Source organism: Raineya sp. (assembly GCF_053497555.1).
The window spans coordinates 20,849-36,601 of the sequence record NZ_JBRCWE010000033.1; the positions used below are offsets into that span (position 1 = coordinate 20,849).

Sequence of the window (15,753 nt, forward strand, 5' to 3'; positions counted from 1 at the left end):
AAGTTTTTAGTGAATTACATAATTAAAGCTAAACATAAACCTTCTACCGAAATCAGGTAGCTGATTGGGTTTATAGAATATGGCACTATTCCAGCCTTGTGCATCAGAATTTAGTACATTCCAAACGGGCGAATTTAGCAAATTATTTACTTTTAATTCCATAAATAAGCCTTTTATGTTGAGCAATCTGTCAAAATTTTGCCGGATATAGAAGTTAAAGTAAATACTTGCAGGTACATTGTGTTTGGTGAAATTATTAGGATTAACGTTGGGATTTTCAATTACTTGGTTGCCTTGTACAATAATGGCTTCGGGGCGGGCTTCTCCTACGTTGTTGTTGGCGGGGGCAAGCATTAAAATTCTACCATTAAAGTATCCTTCTAAACCTAAAACGGTTCCTTTTTTGAAAGAATGACTTGCTCCACCTTTTATCATTAGGTCGGGTGAATCCAAAGGCAGAAGCATATTGGGTAGTGGGTCATAAATTGGTGCTACGCCCCCTGAACCTATTGTACCTAATACGCCAGTACCTTCACGAGGGTTTTTGTAGTCCCTCATAAAAGCAAAGGCATCGGAAGGGCGGCGGAGAATATAATAAGTAGCCGAAGCCCAAAAGTCGGCATTTTCTAACTTGTGAAATGCTGAAAGTGTAAATCCGATATTACTCCAAGCACTACCCGCATTAAAGGCTTGCAATGCAGGATTGAACTGATACAAGCGGTTGTTTTGCAAATAGAAACTATTGAAAGTAACATTGCTACGCTTTTTATTGAAGCTATGACTTACTATCAGTTCGTAGTTATCGGTAATTTCAGACCTTGCTTCAATATCCAAAGGAAGACGGATAATTTCTTGTGGCGGCACAGCTCGGAAAGCACGTGCAAAAATTGCTCTTACATTGGTATTTTCTGTAAAGCGATAATTTACTACGGCTCTTGGGGTAATGTTTTGGTCTATTTTGTTCCTAGCCTGAATAGGAGTGTACTCGCTTGTATTGCTATTAAAGGTATAAACCAGTTGGTTACCAAAGTTACGATAAGCATCTTTGATAAATTGATAGTCGTAACGAACCCCTGCTGTGATGGTAAGTTTGGGAATAGGGGTGTAAATAGCTTGTAGCCACAAACCGTAGTACCAACCATTATCAGAAATACCTCCTGAAGGGCGATAAAATAGAAATTTATTGTTTCGTGCAGAAATCCATTGGATATTTTTGTAGTCAGCGATTTCTAAATTTCCCCCTAAACTGATATTGATTTTTTCAGTTTTATAAGGTATCATTTGCATTTCTGCTCCCCAAGATTTGGTAATCCCTGCGTAATTGATACGTAGCCCACCGCCATTGTAAGCAAGGGTACTATCATTGAGCAAAGAGGCATCTATAAGCGTATTATACCTTACAAAATTGCCATCTATAAGCAAAAATCTATTCGCATTTCCACCACTGAAAGGATTTAGCAAAGTATTAAGTGCTGTAGAAGCCAACGTTTGCCCATTAACGGGGTTTCTATCAGTAAGGCTGAAATCTTGAATTTCGCGATTGGTACTCAAATTGTAACTGATACGAGCCGTAATACCCCATTTGGTAATAGGTTTAAGCTCTATGTAGGCGGCACCGTGGCTCCATTGGCGGTCGTTATCGGGATGGTTGAAAGTTACATTATCTTTGGGTTGTACCCAAGAAACGGCTCGGCTGTGCATAAATGCTCCTACGGAAAAATATTCACTATTGAAGCGAACATCAAAATTTGGAAAGTCGTAGCCTCCATTAAAACTTCCGTCATTGGGAACGTCCCAATATACTTGATTGCGGTAAATAATATCGGCAAGTCCTGCTCCTTTTTTGGTAAAACTACTTTGCCAAGGGCGGCTTGTGTTTCCTGTTTTAGTATCGTATTCCAATCCTCCCGAAAATCGGTATAAGGTTAATGAAAGATTAGATTTTTCAGAAATACCAAAAGTTAAACCTGTGGAATAACGTTGTACGATAGAATTTCTGCCAAGTTCTTCAAAAATGGCAGAAGTATAAAGTTTTATACGATTTTCACGGTTCAAAAATATGGGGTCGGCATTGCGAGTAATAATATTGACTACCCCTTGTACTGCAACACTTCCGTACAAAGCTCCTCCAGGTCCTCTCAAAATTTCCACTCTTTCCACATTATTCAAATCGCCTATTACATCTGCATAAAAATCTCCAAAATGGAAACGCTCATTGATACGATGTCCATTGATAAGGAAAAGCACATTACGGCGAGTGTTGTTGGTAAAAAATCCTCGGAAATCCGTATCAAAATTATTCCCTGTGTAATGTGTATAAACTTCGGGCACCCGTGCCAGCAGTTCTGCCAAGTTCCGATAGCCATAGCGTTCTATATCCTCGCGTGTGATTACGGTAATACTTGCAGGGGCATCACTCAAATTCTCCTTGATACGCGAAGCCGTAACTACTTGCACCTCAGTTTCTTCCTCTTTTTTGAGTTTTAGGATTTCTTCCACAGAGGAAGAAAACAACTTAATTTGCGAGCTATCTGTTTGAGCTTTGAGAGTGCCTACACTCATTATCCCAATGAGCATAAGCCATAAAAATGAGGGTTTCATAACTTTACCATTTTAGGCGAAGTGTTGTCCAGAAAGTTGTATTTTCCCATCCGGGTGTGCCAGGAGAAACATCGGGTCCTCCTGCGTTGCTATTCATTGGATACAAATTGGTATTGTTGGTTAGGTTTTTTGCCTGTAAGTCTAAAGAGATTTTTTCATTGAAATTGTAACCTACTCCTGCATTCAGTACAAAACCGCCTTGTGCCACTGTACCAGCGGGTGAGTACCAACGTGAATAGTAAATCATATGTACACCCGTGTAAAAATTCTGAAAAGGTAAAGCTACTACACTAAAACGCGTAATATTTTCAGGAAATGCCTTGTAGCGTAACCGTTCTTTTTCGTCTGCGGCAAGATACATACTATTGGCATTGATAGCTAAATCTTTCTGTTCGGTAGTGGCTTCCATTACTTTTACCAATGCATTGCTTAAAGTAATATTTACTTTTTCGTGATTAAAATTGAGTACTGTTTCATTGCCAATTTGAGAAAAAGTACCTGGTGTATTTTTGAAAAACCAATAGCCGTTCCAGTCGCCGGGTATATCGGAGCCAATATTAACCATTGCAAAATCATCAGGGTCTTGGTAGAATACGCCTACATCAATTACATTTTGCACGATATTATAGAAAGTTACGGTATTGAGAGATAGTTTGGGCAAAATATTCCATCTGAAAGCGAGTTCAATATTATTGATGCGTTCAGGTGCAATGAGGTCAATGTTGCGAGCATTTGGGATACCTGCCACATCAACAAGCGTATAGTTTTCGGCACGCAAGAAGCCATCTCTGCGGTAGCCTCCTGAATAATGCAAACCTACTGCTCCACGGAAACCCGCTTGATAAGAAGCTCGTACAGAAAAATTATTGTTCGGTGTAAAGATTACCCCTAAACGAGGAGAGATATTTTGCCCCCAGAAAGGGTGTTGGTCGTAACGAAATGCGGCGAAAAGGTCTAATTTTTCCGTTGGACTAAAATAATTTTCACCAAAAACACTCAATAATGTAATATTTTCTCTATAAGACATCGTAAGGTCTTGGTTAGCCGTAATGGGGTCAAAACTTCCCACTACGTTGGCGATATAATTGTTGCCAGCTCTATTGGGCAAACCCATCGCAAAAATCCTATACTCAATACCAATAGCAGTTTTGTTGTTCTTCCATATATCTAAATTGAAAACGCTTTTAGCACCATAACGCTGTTCGGCTGTTCCGCCCATTGTAGTTCCTGTGAGTGAATATAAGCCATAGTCATCATTGATAAAAGAAACACTACTTACATTATTTACTTTTTCTGAAATCTTGAAATTATAGCCCAATGTAAGCGAGAGCAAATCTTGACGAAGCACCTCTCGGTCTCGGTAGAAATTGTAAAGGTCTCGGCGTTGCCCTGTTTTTAAGATATTGATAACTAAATCATTGATTTGGGTGCTGTTGATGATAGTAGTATTTTGGCTTCTTCTCAATCTGTGTCCCATATCAGCTACTTTACCCCCAGCAAAGCCTTGATTGCCTTGCTGAGCCGCCCAACCTTCGTTACGAAGAGCTTGTCCGTGATAAGAAAGCCCTGAAATATAAGTATAAGAGCGAATACCTTTGGTGTTGATTTTGATACCTATGCTTCCATTGTAAAAGTCATTCAATCCTGCTGAGGCTGAAAGTTCATAGCCAGCATTTTCAGCGTCTTTACCATCTTTGGTAATAATATTGATAACTCCCAGCAAAGCTCCTTGTCCCAAGGTAACAGAGCCAGGTCCCCGTATAACTTCAATTCGTTCAATATATTCTAAATTGGAGCTATTCAGGATAGCATCGGGCGGACCCCAGAAAAATTCTGTATTCAAGTTCTGTCCGTTGATGAGCATTAGAACTTTGGAATTATTATCAGGAGCCAAACCTCTAAAACCTGCGATTAAATCGTCTTGGTCTTCAATAGCAAAATAACCGGGGGCAAAAAGGGTTAAGGCTTCGGAGAGAGTTCTGGCACCACTCAAACGAATTTGCTCTTTGGTTATTACGGTTACCGAGGCGGGCTGTTTGTTGATGTCTTTCACAACGTTAGAGGCAATACTTACCTCTTGTGCTTCCTTGACAGGAATTTTCAGCAGTTCATCAGGAGAAGCTGTAAATAGTTTTACTTTGGAAGAATCTTCTTGTGCATAAACTTCCCGAGCCACCAGCAACAAGAATAGGCAAATCCGTAGCAGACTTTTCATAAGAGCTTAGACATTAGTGTTCTAATTCAAAAAATTCTTGCAAAAAGATAATAAACTCTAATGAAACTTCCAAAGAAAATGAACGAAAAGTTTTTTATACGTTAAGTTTATATGAAGGTTTCTTGATGATTTTTTTGTAAAAAACTGATAAGCAAATTTTTGTAAAATAAAAAGCGATTGCTATATGGAGCAATCGCCTTTCTTACTGAAATATTTGATTTTTGGATAAGCGAATTACAGCTTTGTTATTCCAGTTCTACTTTTTCGTGTATATCTTTGGGAGCATATTTTTTGGGGGCGTATAAAAATCCGAAGGCTTCGGCACCTTCTTTGCCCAAATGCTTATGATGAATTTTGTGGGCTCGTATCATTCGGCGTAAGTAAGGGTTTTTGGCAATAAACTTAATTTTTACCCTTCTATGTACCAATATATCGTGAAAAAGTACGTAAAAAATGCCATAGCCCAAGATGCCAAAACCAATCCATTTGAGAAAAGCTACACTTTCAAATTCAAAACCTGCAACAATCGTTGCAATTGAAGGAATACTGAAAACGACTGCAAAAAGGTCATTTTTTTCAAAAAAGCCTTTATGAGGTTTGTGGTGAGACTCGTGCCAACACCAAAGAAAGCCGTGCATTACGTACTTGTGTGTCGCCCAGGCTACTCCTTCCATCAGAAAAAAGGTAGCAATCATTAGCAATAGGTTGATAAAAAGTTCCATAGGTACAATATATTTAGTAATGGCTGAAAGTCATAATGGCTTTGTTTTCAGAAATTTTTTCAATGTGGGTTTGGTTATTGAAATACACATCTAACCCTTTTACAAGAGATATGTACAAATCAAAGAGTTTGCGTTGAGAAATATATTCAACTTCGTATTTGTTGGGGGCAAGTTCTTTGTATTCAAAGCGAGGTGGTAGGGCTGTTTCACGTATTTTGCCAAACATTTCGTGAATTTTGGTGAGCTTGAGTACCATATCTTTGGTGGTATTTGCACCCATATAGAAGCCTGAATACAATTTAGGGGCGTATTCAGTACACCAATAGATACCAAAGTCATCAAATAGCTGTTGCAAGGAAATTCCTAATATTTCAGCAGATTTGAAAATGAAATCAATAGTTAATTTTTCATCAATATCTTCTTTGAGTTGGGAAATAAAAGAATGATTTGGTGGCAAATTAAAGGTTTTCAGACATTCTTGCCACTTTTCCCTGCCATATTTTTGAATGATGGTTTCTTCAAGGCAATAATGAATAGTACCGTGCATACATTTGTTAAATTTGTTTGTAACTATTTGTGTTCAAAAGAACAAAAGGTTTTGTAGATGTAAGATTGAAAGTTTAGAAGTTGTAAATTTTTGCGTCTAATTTGCTTACTTCCTGTTTCATAAACATTTACAACTTTTCAATCACTTCTTTCACTTGTTCCATTAGCCACATAGGGGTAGAAGTAGCTCCACAAATACCTACGCTTTCGCCCGCATTGAACCATTCTTTTTTTACTTCTTCGGGGCGAGAAACAAAGTAAGTATTGGGGTTGGTTTGCTTGCAAACTTCGTAAAGCACTTTCCCATTAGAAGATTTTGTTCCTGCCACAAAAATAATCTTATCAAACAATTTGGCAAAATCTCGCAGTTCGGTATCGCGGTTAGAAACTTGCCTGCAAATGGTGTCGTTGGCTTCTACTTCTATGCCTTGACTTTCTAATTTTTCTTTGATTTGGTAAAATTTATCGGTACTTTTAGTGGTTTGGCTGTAAAGTGTGATTTTTTGAGGGAGTTTATCCAGTTCTAGTTCTGCTATGTCTTGAAACACAACGGCTTCGTTATGGGTTTGTCCGAGCAGTCCGATAATTTCGGCGTGTCCGTGCTTGCCATAGATATAGATTTTTTCGTCTTTATCGTAAGAGTTCTTGATACGATTTTGCAATTTAAGTACCACAGGGCAAGAGGCATCAATAAGTTCCAAATTGTTATCGAGGGCAAGTTGGTAGGTAGAAGGAGGCTCGCCGTGGGCTCTGATAAGCACCTTTTCATTTCGTAGCACTTTAAGTGTATCGTGATTGATAATTTTCAAGCCTTTGGCTTGGAGGCGTTTTACTTCCTCGTCGTTATGCACAATATCGCCAAGGCAATAGAGTTTGCCTTCTTGGTCAAGAATTTCTTCTGCCATTTCAATAGCATACACAACGCCAAAGCAGAAGCCTGAATGTTTATCAATGGTTACGGAAAGGTTGAGCATAACACAGCAAAAAATCTTTGCTCAATATACGAAAAAGGTGGCAAAATTGTTTAGGAAAAATTTACTTTTTTATCCTAAAACTTGCTCAAATTATTCTGCAAGCATATTTTCCCATACTTGCATTTTTTCATCAAGTTCTTTGCAGGTTTGCTGGTATTTTTCTTGAATTTCTTGCAATAAGGCTATTTGCTCATAAATTTCGGGGCTGGCAAGTTCCTTTTCAAGTCGGGACTTTTCTGCTTCTAAAATAGTAATTTCTTGCTCAATTTTTTCAATAGCCTTTTGTTGTTTTGGGGTGCTTTTGGAAAGTGGCTGAGAGGTGCTTTTGGTTTTGGAATAAGAGGTAGGTTCTTTGAGATTCCCCTGCTCCGATTTCTTGAGCAATTGTTCTTCTTGCCAAATTTCGTACTCATCAAAACTGCCCAAAAACTCCTTGATTTGCTCATTTTCAATATACCAAATTTTATTAGCTACTTTGCGAATAAAATTTCTATCGTGAGAAACCACCACAAACGTTCCTTCAAAATTTTTGAGGGCTTGGGCAAGAATATTTGCCGAAATCATATCCAAGTGGTTGGTAGGCTCGTCCAGTAGCAGAAAATTAGCATCTGAAAGAAGAGTTTTGGCAAGAGCCACTCGCGATTTTTCCCCACCCGAAAGCACGCGAATTTTCTTGAATACGTCCTCGCCTGAAAATAAAAAACACCCCAAAATGGTTCTTAACTCAACTTCGGTACGAGTGGTGCCTGTCTGACGAAGTTCGGTAAGTAGGTCATTATTTAGTGAGAGGGCTTCAATTTGATGTTGGGCATAATAAGTGCTTTTTACGTTATGCCCCCATCTAATTTCTCCTTCGTAGCTTTCAGAACCCTGCAAAATACGCAGAAGGGTAGATTTTCCTTTTCCATTTGCCCCAATAAAGGCAATTTTATCGCCTCTTTCTATGGCAATAGAGGTATTTTTGAAAATTTGCAAAGAGCCATAACTTTTAGAAAGATTCTTCAGCTCTGCCACTTGTCTGCCCGAATTTTGAGAAAAAGTAAAACGAAAATGCAATTTTACATTTTCATCTTTTACTTCTTCAATGCGTTCCAAGCGTTCTAGCATTTTTATCCGAGACTGCACTTGGCGAGCCTTGGTGGCTTTGGCACGAAAGCGATTGATAAAACGCTCTGTTTGGCGTATCATCGCTTGCTGATTTTCGTAGGCATTTTTTTGTATTTCTTCTCTTTCGGCTTTTTGCTCTAAATAATCGGAATAGTTGCCTACATACACATTAAGTTTCTTATGAGCCACTTCTACAATAGTTTCGCAGGTATTATCCAAAAAATCCCTATCGTGAGAAACAACGAGGATAGCACCTTCATACTCGGCAAGATACTCTTCCAGCCACTCGATAGAAGGTAAGTCCAAGTGGTTGGTGGGTTCGTCGAGCATCAGTAAGGCAGGCTTTTGGAGCAGGAGCTTGGCAAGCATTACACGCATACGCCATCCACCCGAAAATTGTTGAAGTGGCTTTTGTAAATCTTCTGTGCGAAAACCTAAGCCTTCCAAAACTTTTTCTGCTTGCGATTGTAGGTTGTAGCCGTCAAGCATTGCAAACTCTTCTTGCAAAGCACTTAATTTATGTAAAAGAGGCTCACTATAATTGGTTTCCATTTCCGAAAGAACTTTCTGAATTTGCTCTTGCAGAAAATTTTGTCTTTCAAAAGCCTGCATTGCAACTTTCAGAATAGGTTCTTGGCTTTGGTATGAAAGTAAATCTTGGTTCAAAAAGCCAATGGTACAATCTTTACTACGGCTTATGGTGCCACTTTCAGGCTGGTATTCGCCTACAATCAGACGCAGTAGGGTAGATTTCCCTGTGCCATTTAAGCCAATTAGCCCAATTCTATCTTTGGGCTTTATTTGCAAAGAGGCATTTTCGTAGAGTACCCGTCCCCCAAAAGCAAAAGAAAGGTTATGAATCGTAAGCATAGCATTGGCATTTGAGGGGCAAATTTCGGAAATTTTAGAAAACTCCCTTAGAATTTAGAATCTTATTTTCTTGCACCACTCGGATTTTGCCTTGGTCATTAAAATAAAAAGAAGTTTCTACTTCTGCTTGGTAGGGTTCTTGTCCGTTGTGTTGCCAGCCAAATACAAGAGGCACAATTGCCAAATCGCCATATACTTTTACTTGTAGGTGCTCTATTTGGGCAGAGTAATGGATATTTTTGCGGTCTTTGAAAAAATTTTGAAGATTTTTGATGATATGGTCGGGGCTATGGTCGTAGAGTTTGATGTACAAATGCACTGAATCGGCAAAAAGCAACTTCCAATTTTCCCAGTCTTGCAAGGCAAGATATTGGCAATAAAGCAAGATACTTTTCCGATAATGCTCAATTTTTGTCAGAATGGGGTTTTGCTTTTCTTCTACAACCAGTACAGGCTCAGCAAACTGAGTAATTTTCTGCGTACGTTTAGCCACATTCAAGCCTTCTTCAAAGAACCAGAGCATTGCTTGCTCCAATAGCCCTTCGGGAGTGGTTTGAGCAAGTTTGTCTTTGCCCTTCTGATATGCCTTCGAAAGGGTATTTTCATTTTTTCGGAGAATATTTCGTAGAGCCTCTTGAAAAGGCTTTAGTTCGTAACTCGTACGTCTTTGGAAATTATCAATTTCCTTTTTGGCGTTTTTTTCTACTTGGGTAAATTCTTTTTGCTGATAATGCAATATACTCGCCATCAGTTTCAAATCTACCCAATAATTGGGATACCTTTTGTCAAAATTGGGTTGTAGGCACAGTTGCTCAATGCTATCCAAACATTTTTTCTGATTTTCTTCATTGTTCTGATAAATGCACAGCCGAAAATTGAGCAGGATATTGTTCAATTCAAAACGCCAAAGCAAGTTTGAAATATGTCTTTGTGAAAATATTTTCAAGTTTTCGCTGATTTGCTTTGCTCTATAATCTAAAATATCGGCTTCCGACCAATCGGGATTAGCTTTGCATTGCTCACTGATTTGGCGATGTTCTAACCCAAAAATCAAATTTTCTAAAAAATAGCCAAAACTTGTGTAAAGTAAATCTTCGTTGTACTGAAAAAAACGTTTTTCTTTACGGATAAGCTCTAAAATCCGCTGACTTTCTTCAAAATCCGCTTTTTTAAGTGTATCAAAAAAATGTCTAATCAGTAGCGTAAGGCTAAACAAATGCCCAACCGGATTAGCTGTAAAACTATCATACTTTTCTTTGTAAATATCTATCAGGTCTTCAATCGCCTTGATACGCAGGCGAGCCTTTTCGTTTATCTGCAAAAAAATCAATAACAAATTGTAAAATGAAAAGCCGAAAAAGCCATCTTGGGAGCTATTTTTCCAGTATTCGTACTCAGTTTCTTCTTGAACTTGTTTCAGACGGGAATTTACAAACTCTTTGAAGCTACGATAAATATCTTCTTCGTAGGCTTCTTTTTGAAGCAGATTGAGCAAATCTTTACGTTTTTGTTGTAAAGTCTCATATTCCTTATCACCAATGCGTTCAAATTCTTGCTTGATTTGCTTAAAGTAATGCTCTTCGGTTCGGACAAGGTCAATTTGAGGCTTTTTTTGATAAAAATAGATGCCTGTTTCAAAAAAATCCCTTAAAACGGATTTTAGCTGTTTGTAGTTGATAAGATGTGGGGTATGAACAATTTTGAAACTGGCAAGCCGCATTTCCAAATCACATACTTTGCCATATAGGTAAGCAATCTTATTTTCTTGTACAAGTGCTTTAATTTGCTTAAAGAGCTTTTCAACCAACTGAAAAAGCCTCTCTTCTAAAAGAAACTCCGCTGTCCAGAGCATTTTAAGGGCTTTTTGGGCATTTAGTTCTTGTTGTAAATTTTCGGGGAGTTTTTCTATCTGTGCTTTGGGAATATGTTCTGTAAGTGAGAAAATACTTTCTTGTAGCTTTTCTAAAAGTGTTTCGGTGGTGTCATCAACCAAATCAGAAAAGTTTTTGGAAAAATCTTTTTGCTGACTAATTGCTTCAAAGGCTTCGTCAGCGGTTTGATTTTGGTTTGTACTTTGGCGAATTTGCTCTAATAGTTTTTGTTGTTTGCTTGCCTTGCCATTGCTGAGTTCAGTCAAATTGCCAAGGATAGAGGCATAATTTTTTAGAAACTTGCACAAATCGAACAGATTTTCAAAGTTTTGTGTCATAGTGTTATTCTTTTACTTTGTTTTTCAAAGTTTATTTCCTCTTTCAATACTCTATACGTTGAAATTTTTTTGGCACGCCGCATAGGTTTTGTAAAGGTTTAGGCGAAACCCTAAACCCAAAAACTATGCACCCTAAAATCAAAGAAAAAATCCAAAAGAAAATTTTGGAGAAAGCAGTTCAGCAAGATAAACGTTTTGCTGAAATTCTGCAAGGTAAATCAAAATTTTTTAGGAAGGATTTAGTAAAACTTGCTGATTTAATTGGCATAGACGAAAACACCATTTTACGATTTTATCACTACGGCTCTTGTAAGCCAACCCACCAACTCCAACCCCATAACGAGCAAGCCATCGCCAGATTTTTGGGTTATCAAAGCTACGAAAAGTTATTAGAAATGCTAATGATAGAATTTGTCTTTGAACAAATCTGCTACCTGCTTGGGCAAATCAACGCTTAACTAAATTTTCACTATGGGCAAATATTTCATCAGAACCGAGCATTTCAGGCAAAGATGCCAAGAAAGGCAAGTGTCAGAAGTCATTGTAGAAATAATCGAGCGTGAGCTTGCTTTAAATGTACATTTTCAACTTCACAAGCAATTTCAAGTAGAGGATAAAATCGTAGTTGTACCACCTTTTTATTGTGCTCATAATCCGCACACACCCTATTTGGTAATTGTGAGAAAGGGAAAAGTTTTCGTAACCACCTACTGGGTTTGTGCTGAGAAATTCTTCAAAATCATTCAACAAGAACCTCATTTCTACCTAAACCTTGATAATCCCTATGAAAAAAGCCCTTATTATATCGTTTGACCTCATCAGAGAAGGCGAACTGCCCAAGTCTTTGGCGGTAGCCTCTCTCTTGGCTTACTTGAAACAAGATATCCGCTACGGTAGCGAATTTGTAGCCGAAAACAGAAGCATAAATATGTGGTATTACCGAAACCTCATTTCCAATGAATTTTTATGGGATTTGGTGGAAGAATTGGATTTACATCGCTACGATACGCTTGCTCTTTCCTGCTACATTTGGAACGAATATTTCATCAAAGATTTCTTGCAAATCATTCGCCGAAGTGGTTTTCAGGGTAAAATTGTACTTGGAGGCTATCAGATTTCTTACACCAACAAACCCGAACAACTCTTTGAAGAGTATCCCGATGCCGATATTTACATTAAAGGTTACGCCGAAAAAAGTCTTTTAGAGGCGATTCTAATGCCCCGCCCTGCTGAAAAAAGAATTTTGAAAGGCGAAGTTGATTTTTCGCAAATCCCTTCGGTATACTTAACAGTCGAGTTCCCGATTGAGCAAAATATGAAAATGATACGTTGGGAAACCCAAAGGGGCTGTCCGTATGTATGTACGTTTTGTGCCCATAGAGATTTGGAAAAAGGAAAAGTTTATAAACACGAATTGGACAAGATTTTTGCAGAGCTGGCTTTTTTCAAGGAAAAAAATGTGCAGAAAGTTAACGTATTAGACCCGATATTTAATGGTGGAAAAAACGCCGTGATGATTTTGGAAGAAATCGCTCGTCTGCAAATGGATACACTCTTTTCTTTTCAGGTACGTTTTGAAAACTTCAAAAATGCTTTGGGTAAAAAATTCTTGGATTTAGCCGAAAATATGAACATCAATTTAGAATTTGGCTTGCAAACCGTAATAGAAAAAGAGTTTTACGCCATAGAACGCCCCAACAACTTATCTGTGGTTGAAAGCACCCTACAAGAACTAAACGAAAGAGACATTTCCTACGAAATCAGTATGATTTACGGCTTGCCACACCAAACCTTAGAGAGCTTTCAGTATGGTATTGATTGGCTTTTGCAAAAAAACGTAGAAAACATTGCCGCTTTCCCGCTGATGCTTCTAAAAGGCACAAAATTGTATGACCAAAAAGAAGAGTTTGGCTTTGTTGAAAAAGTATTGGGCGATTTCAATATCCCAACCGTAGTGAGCAGTAATACCTTCTCCGAAGATGAGTGGTGGGCAATGAAAGAAATAGCCAGCCAACTTAACCCCAAAGTTAGGTTCTAAAATATACTCAACAAAGAAAGAATGAGTTGCGAAAATTCCGGCGAGCAAGCAAAAGTACCTTTCTCCTTTTGGGAAAAGGATTTAGGGATAGGGGCTTTTGCAAAGATTAGCCAAAGTGTGAATAAAAAAGTCTGAATACAGCTCAAAAACGCAGTTTTACCCTTCAAATGTTGATGTCTTTATTAGCCAAAAGCACTCTACCTTTGTAACAGATAATAAGCAAAAGATTATGCAAGCAAACGCCCCACTTAGAGGTCTTTATGAGCAAGGCTTTTTACACTTACCCAAACAAAATGAAAATACACTTCAAGAAATACTTACTGCTTTGGGCGAGGTTATTCAGATTACTGATGTAACTCCCAAGCCTGATAGTAAAGGATTGGTTACTTCTACAAGAGGTTTGGACTTCCACACAGACCACCACAAAGCCAAATTCATTGTTTGGTATTGCTACAAACAATGTAGTATTGGAGGAGAAAGCCTCTTGATAGATGCCGTTAAAATTTACCAAAAACTTTGCCCTGCTTACCAAAGTGAATTGCAAAAAGTGGAACTTTTTGAGCATAAAGTATTTCCTGATGATTGCGAAAAATATCCTTTGGTAAGCGTAGATAGCAATGGAAATACAAGATTTTACTATTCTTTTTGGCTCGTAAGAGAGCAAGATAAACAAAATCCTGCTTTGAGGTCTTTTCAAGAGCTTATTCGGCAGGAAGAACCCATAAAACTCAAACTACAACCTAACGACATTTTGATAGTAGATAACCATCGTGTTTTTCACGCCCGAACGCCCATTGAAGGAGACCAAAACCGATGGCTTAAACGATTTTGGCTTTCTGAAAAGTAAGCATAAAACCTTTTGTTCAACCTTAAAATTCCAAAATGTATGGAAACCACTCTTTTAATTTACCCCGACCCTATCAGTGTGGAGCGTATTTCCTATCTGATACACCAAAAAGGAATAGACCCTGCTATTGCCGCCCTTGACCTTGAAATGGTAAAAATGAAACTCCAAGAACCTGACGAAGGCGAAGGATGGACAGCCGAGCAGTGCGATATGGCTGAAATTGAATACAAACGCTATTTGCATCTTTGCAAAAAATACGGAAAAGGAATGGTGCCCAACAAAATTATGGACATTTTCTGGCATTACCATATTTTAGACACAAGGGCTTATCACAAAGATTGTGAGGCAGTTTTCGGACACTACCTGCACCATTTCCCTTACTTTGGTATGCGAGGCGAGCAAGATGCTCAAAATCTCAAAAATGCTTTCTACAAAACTAAACAGCTATACTTGGAAACATTTGGTGAAGAAATGTCCCGAGAAGGAATGAATGACTGTTGGCACGATTGCGAAGACCGATGCTGGCACGCTTGTTCCGATGATAAAGATTAAAAATAACTCCCTCTCTAAACAAAGAGAGGGAGCTTTACTGCAAGGTATGAAGTAAAAAATCAAGCAAATATCCTCAAATTATCCACCTAAAAACAACAAAAATTTATGAAAAAACAATCCAATCATCAATCCGATATCAAGAACCCTAACAAAGGCACCAAAGGAACAAACATCACCTACGACAAAGCACAAGGCAATCGCGGCAAACAGCTCAACCCTAACCAAAAAAAGAAATAAAACGTATGCTAACAAGTGAACTTCTGCGTGAGGCATTTCTTGCAAAAATTTTAGAAATAGCCTCTATCAAAGAACAAGAGCAAAAAATTGGCACAATGATTTTGCAAAAAGTTCCCTTTCAAAAATTAGAGTACAAGCATTGTCAGAAAATTGCAGAGCTAATGGATTGGGAAGCCAATAGTGTTGCCCGGCTTTTCGGAATAAATGATTCTTTTCCTGCCACCAAACTACTTTCTCCCAAGTCTGAAAAAAAGATTTTACAATTTCTTGGAGAGAAAAATATGAGGAATTTGGAAAGAAAACTCATTTTAGAAGTAGCCATTCAGTAAATTTTAGCCTTGCTACAAGGTTTGAAGTAAATTTTTCAAAACAGCTTTTTAGCTTTGCTATGATACGATTGGTAATCAACAAAAATCCAAAATTATGAACATCAATCAATATGAATCCCCAAATACCTCTTACTGGGGAATGAAATTGGGAAATTATTTGTTGTTATTGCACCTCAGTCAGTATTTGGCTTTTATCATTCCTTTGTTTGGTATCGCCGCACCTATTATGATGTGGGCAATGAATAAGGATAAGCATCCACTTATCGATAAGCACGGAAAAGTAATAATAAACTGGTTTTTAAGTTCATTGATTTATTACTTCGTATCTGCATTTATGGCTCTTTTTGCAATTGGTATTCCCTTCCTAATCATATTGGGGCTTATGAGCTTACTGCTTCCTATTATTGGAGCTATACAAGCAAAAGAGTTAAAAGAAAAAGTATGGAAATATCCCTTTTCAATAGAATTTCTTTCTACCCAAAATTCATAAAAATTATGAAAAAGCT

The 15,753-nt window shown here is 38.0% G+C and carries 15 protein-coding genes; 8 read left to right on the forward strand and 7 right to left on the reverse strand.

What is annotated here, in order from left to right; all coding sequences use genetic code 11:
• Positions 1 to 6: 6 nt before the first annotated feature.
• The 7 genes from ACWITO_RS04110 to ACWITO_RS04140 all read right to left on the reverse strand — a co-directional run bounded on the left by ACWITO_RS04110 (position 7) and on the right by ACWITO_RS04140 (position 11,244).
• Positions 7 to 2,601 carry a TonB-dependent receptor plug domain-containing protein gene (locus ACWITO_RS04110; RefSeq protein WP_448528742.1) on the reverse strand — a complete coding sequence of 865 codons (2,595 nt, stop codon included), beginning with the start codon at positions 2,599 to 2,601 and terminating at the stop codon, positions 7 to 9.
• Positions 2,602 to 2,605: 4 nt separating this feature from the next.
• Positions 2,606 to 4,816 (reverse strand): TonB-dependent receptor plug domain-containing protein, encoded by a 2,211-nt coding sequence (locus ACWITO_RS04115; RefSeq protein ID WP_448528743.1) that lies wholly within the window; start codon positions 4,814 to 4,816, stop codon positions 2,606 to 2,608.
• Positions 4,817 to 5,061: 245 nt separating this feature from the next.
• On the reverse strand, positions 5,062 to 5,538 hold the full coding sequence (locus ACWITO_RS04120; RefSeq protein ID WP_448528744.1) for a beta-carotene hydroxylase: 477 nt from the start codon (positions 5,536 to 5,538) through the stop codon (positions 5,062 to 5,064).
• 13 nt (positions 5,539 to 5,551) lie between these two features.
• Positions 5,552 to 6,085 carry a heme NO-binding domain-containing protein gene (locus tag ACWITO_RS04125; protein WP_448528745.1) on the reverse strand — a complete coding sequence of 178 codons (534 nt, stop codon included), beginning with the start codon at positions 6,083 to 6,085 and terminating at the stop codon, positions 5,552 to 5,554.
• Positions 6,086 to 6,212: 127 nt separating this feature from the next.
• Complete coding sequence (locus ACWITO_RS04130; RefSeq protein ID WP_448528746.1) at positions 6,213 to 7,058, reverse strand: 4-hydroxy-3-methylbut-2-enyl diphosphate reductase; 846 nt, start codon at positions 7,056 to 7,058, stop codon at positions 6,213 to 6,215.
• A 90-nt stretch (positions 7,059 to 7,148) separates the two neighbouring features.
• Positions 7,149 to 9,035 (reverse strand): ABC-F family ATP-binding cassette domain-containing protein, encoded by a 1,887-nt coding sequence (locus ACWITO_RS04135; RefSeq protein WP_448528747.1) that lies wholly within the window; start codon positions 9,033 to 9,035, stop codon positions 7,149 to 7,151.
• A 34-nt stretch (positions 9,036 to 9,069) separates the two neighbouring features.
• The gene (locus ACWITO_RS04140; RefSeq protein ID WP_448528748.1) at positions 9,070 to 11,244 is read right to left on the reverse strand and encodes a hypothetical protein; all 2,175 of its coding nucleotides are present in this window, start codon (positions 11,242 to 11,244) and stop codon (positions 9,070 to 9,072) included.
• Between the two features lie 125 nt (positions 11,245 to 11,369).
• Here ACWITO_RS04140 and ACWITO_RS04145 point away from each other — a divergent pair, with 125 nt between their 5' ends.
• From ACWITO_RS04145 to ACWITO_RS04180, 8 genes are all read left to right on the forward strand, one after another.
• Positions 11,370 to 11,702 carry a hypothetical protein gene (locus tag ACWITO_RS04145; protein WP_448528749.1) on the forward strand — a complete coding sequence of 111 codons (333 nt, stop codon included), beginning with the start codon at positions 11,370 to 11,372 and terminating at the stop codon, positions 11,700 to 11,702.
• 13 nt (positions 11,703 to 11,715) lie between these two features.
• Entirely contained in the window at positions 11,716 to 12,057 is a 342-nt protein-coding gene (locus ACWITO_RS04150; protein ID WP_448528750.1) for a hypothetical protein, read from the forward strand.
• Positions 12,029 to 13,282, forward strand: coding sequence for a B12-binding domain-containing radical SAM protein (locus ACWITO_RS04155; RefSeq protein WP_448528751.1), 1,254 nt, complete (start codon positions 12,029 to 12,031; stop codon positions 13,280 to 13,282). The genes ACWITO_RS04150 and ACWITO_RS04155 overlap by 29 nt, the downstream gene beginning before the upstream one ends.
• Before the next feature lie 229 nt (positions 13,283 to 13,511).
• Complete coding sequence (locus ACWITO_RS04160; protein ID WP_448528752.1) at positions 13,512 to 14,129, forward strand: TauD/TfdA family dioxygenase; 618 nt, start codon at positions 13,512 to 13,514, stop codon at positions 14,127 to 14,129.
• Positions 14,130 to 14,168: 39 nt separating this feature from the next.
• On the forward strand, positions 14,169 to 14,681 hold the full coding sequence (locus ACWITO_RS04165; RefSeq protein ID WP_448528753.1) for a glycine-rich domain-containing protein: 513 nt from the start codon (positions 14,169 to 14,171) through the stop codon (positions 14,679 to 14,681).
• A gap of 105 nt (positions 14,682 to 14,786) precedes the next feature.
• Positions 14,787 to 14,918, forward strand: coding sequence for a hypothetical protein (locus ACWITO_RS04170; RefSeq protein WP_448528754.1), 132 nt, complete (start codon positions 14,787 to 14,789; stop codon positions 14,916 to 14,918).
• Between the two features lie 5 nt (positions 14,919 to 14,923).
• Positions 14,924 to 15,247 (forward strand): hypothetical protein, encoded by a 324-nt coding sequence (locus ACWITO_RS04175; protein WP_448528755.1) that lies wholly within the window; start codon positions 14,924 to 14,926, stop codon positions 15,245 to 15,247.
• A gap of 94 nt (positions 15,248 to 15,341) precedes the next feature.
• Positions 15,342 to 15,737: a DUF4870 domain-containing protein gene (locus ACWITO_RS04180; protein ID WP_448528756.1), complete on the forward strand. Its 396-nt coding sequence runs from the start codon at positions 15,342 to 15,344 to the stop codon at positions 15,735 to 15,737.
• The last annotated feature ends 16 nt before the right edge of the window (positions 15,738 to 15,753 follow it).

What these genes read in the sequence shown, in the direction of transcription:
- ACWITO_RS04110 (WP_448528742.1), bottom strand. Translation starts at nt 2,601, where the DNA reads ATGAAACCCTCATTTTTATGGCTTATGCTCATTGGGATAATGAGTGTA.
- ACWITO_RS04115 (WP_448528743.1), bottom strand. Translation starts at nt 4,816, where the DNA reads ATGAAAAGTCTGCTACGGATTTGCCTATTCTTGTTGCTGGTGGCTCGG.
- ACWITO_RS04120 (WP_448528744.1), bottom strand. Translation starts at nt 5,538, where the DNA reads ATGGAACTTTTTATCAACCTATTGCTAATGATTGCTACCTTTTTTCTG.
- ACWITO_RS04125 (WP_448528745.1), bottom strand. Translation starts at nt 6,085, where the DNA reads ATGCACGGTACTATTCATTATTGCCTTGAAGAAACCATCATTCAAAAA.
- ACWITO_RS04130 (WP_448528746.1), bottom strand. Translation starts at nt 7,058, where the DNA reads ATGCTCAACCTTTCCGTAACCATTGATAAACATTCAGGCTTCTGCTTT.
- ACWITO_RS04135 (WP_448528747.1), bottom strand. Translation starts at nt 9,035, where the DNA reads ATGCTTACGATTCATAACCTTTCTTTTGCTTTTGGGGGACGGGTACTC.
- ACWITO_RS04140 (WP_448528748.1), bottom strand. Translation starts at nt 11,244, where the DNA reads ATGACACAAAACTTTGAAAATCTGTTCGATTTGTGCAAGTTTCTAAAA.
- ACWITO_RS04145 (WP_448528749.1), top strand. Translation starts at nt 11,370, where the DNA reads ATGCACCCTAAAATCAAAGAAAAAATCCAAAAGAAAATTTTGGAGAAA.
- ACWITO_RS04150 (WP_448528750.1), top strand. Translation starts at nt 11,716, where the DNA reads ATGGGCAAATATTTCATCAGAACCGAGCATTTCAGGCAAAGATGCCAA.
- ACWITO_RS04155 (WP_448528751.1), top strand. Translation starts at nt 12,029, where the DNA reads ATGAAAAAAGCCCTTATTATATCGTTTGACCTCATCAGAGAAGGCGAA.
- ACWITO_RS04160 (WP_448528752.1), top strand. Translation starts at nt 13,512, where the DNA reads ATGCAAGCAAACGCCCCACTTAGAGGTCTTTATGAGCAAGGCTTTTTA.
- ACWITO_RS04165 (WP_448528753.1), top strand. Translation starts at nt 14,169, where the DNA reads ATGGAAACCACTCTTTTAATTTACCCCGACCCTATCAGTGTGGAGCGT.
- ACWITO_RS04170 (WP_448528754.1), top strand. Translation starts at nt 14,787, where the DNA reads ATGAAAAAACAATCCAATCATCAATCCGATATCAAGAACCCTAACAAA.
- ACWITO_RS04175 (WP_448528755.1), top strand. Translation starts at nt 14,924, where the DNA reads ATGCTAACAAGTGAACTTCTGCGTGAGGCATTTCTTGCAAAAATTTTA.
- ACWITO_RS04180 (WP_448528756.1), top strand. Translation starts at nt 15,342, where the DNA reads ATGAACATCAATCAATATGAATCCCCAAATACCTCTTACTGGGGAATG.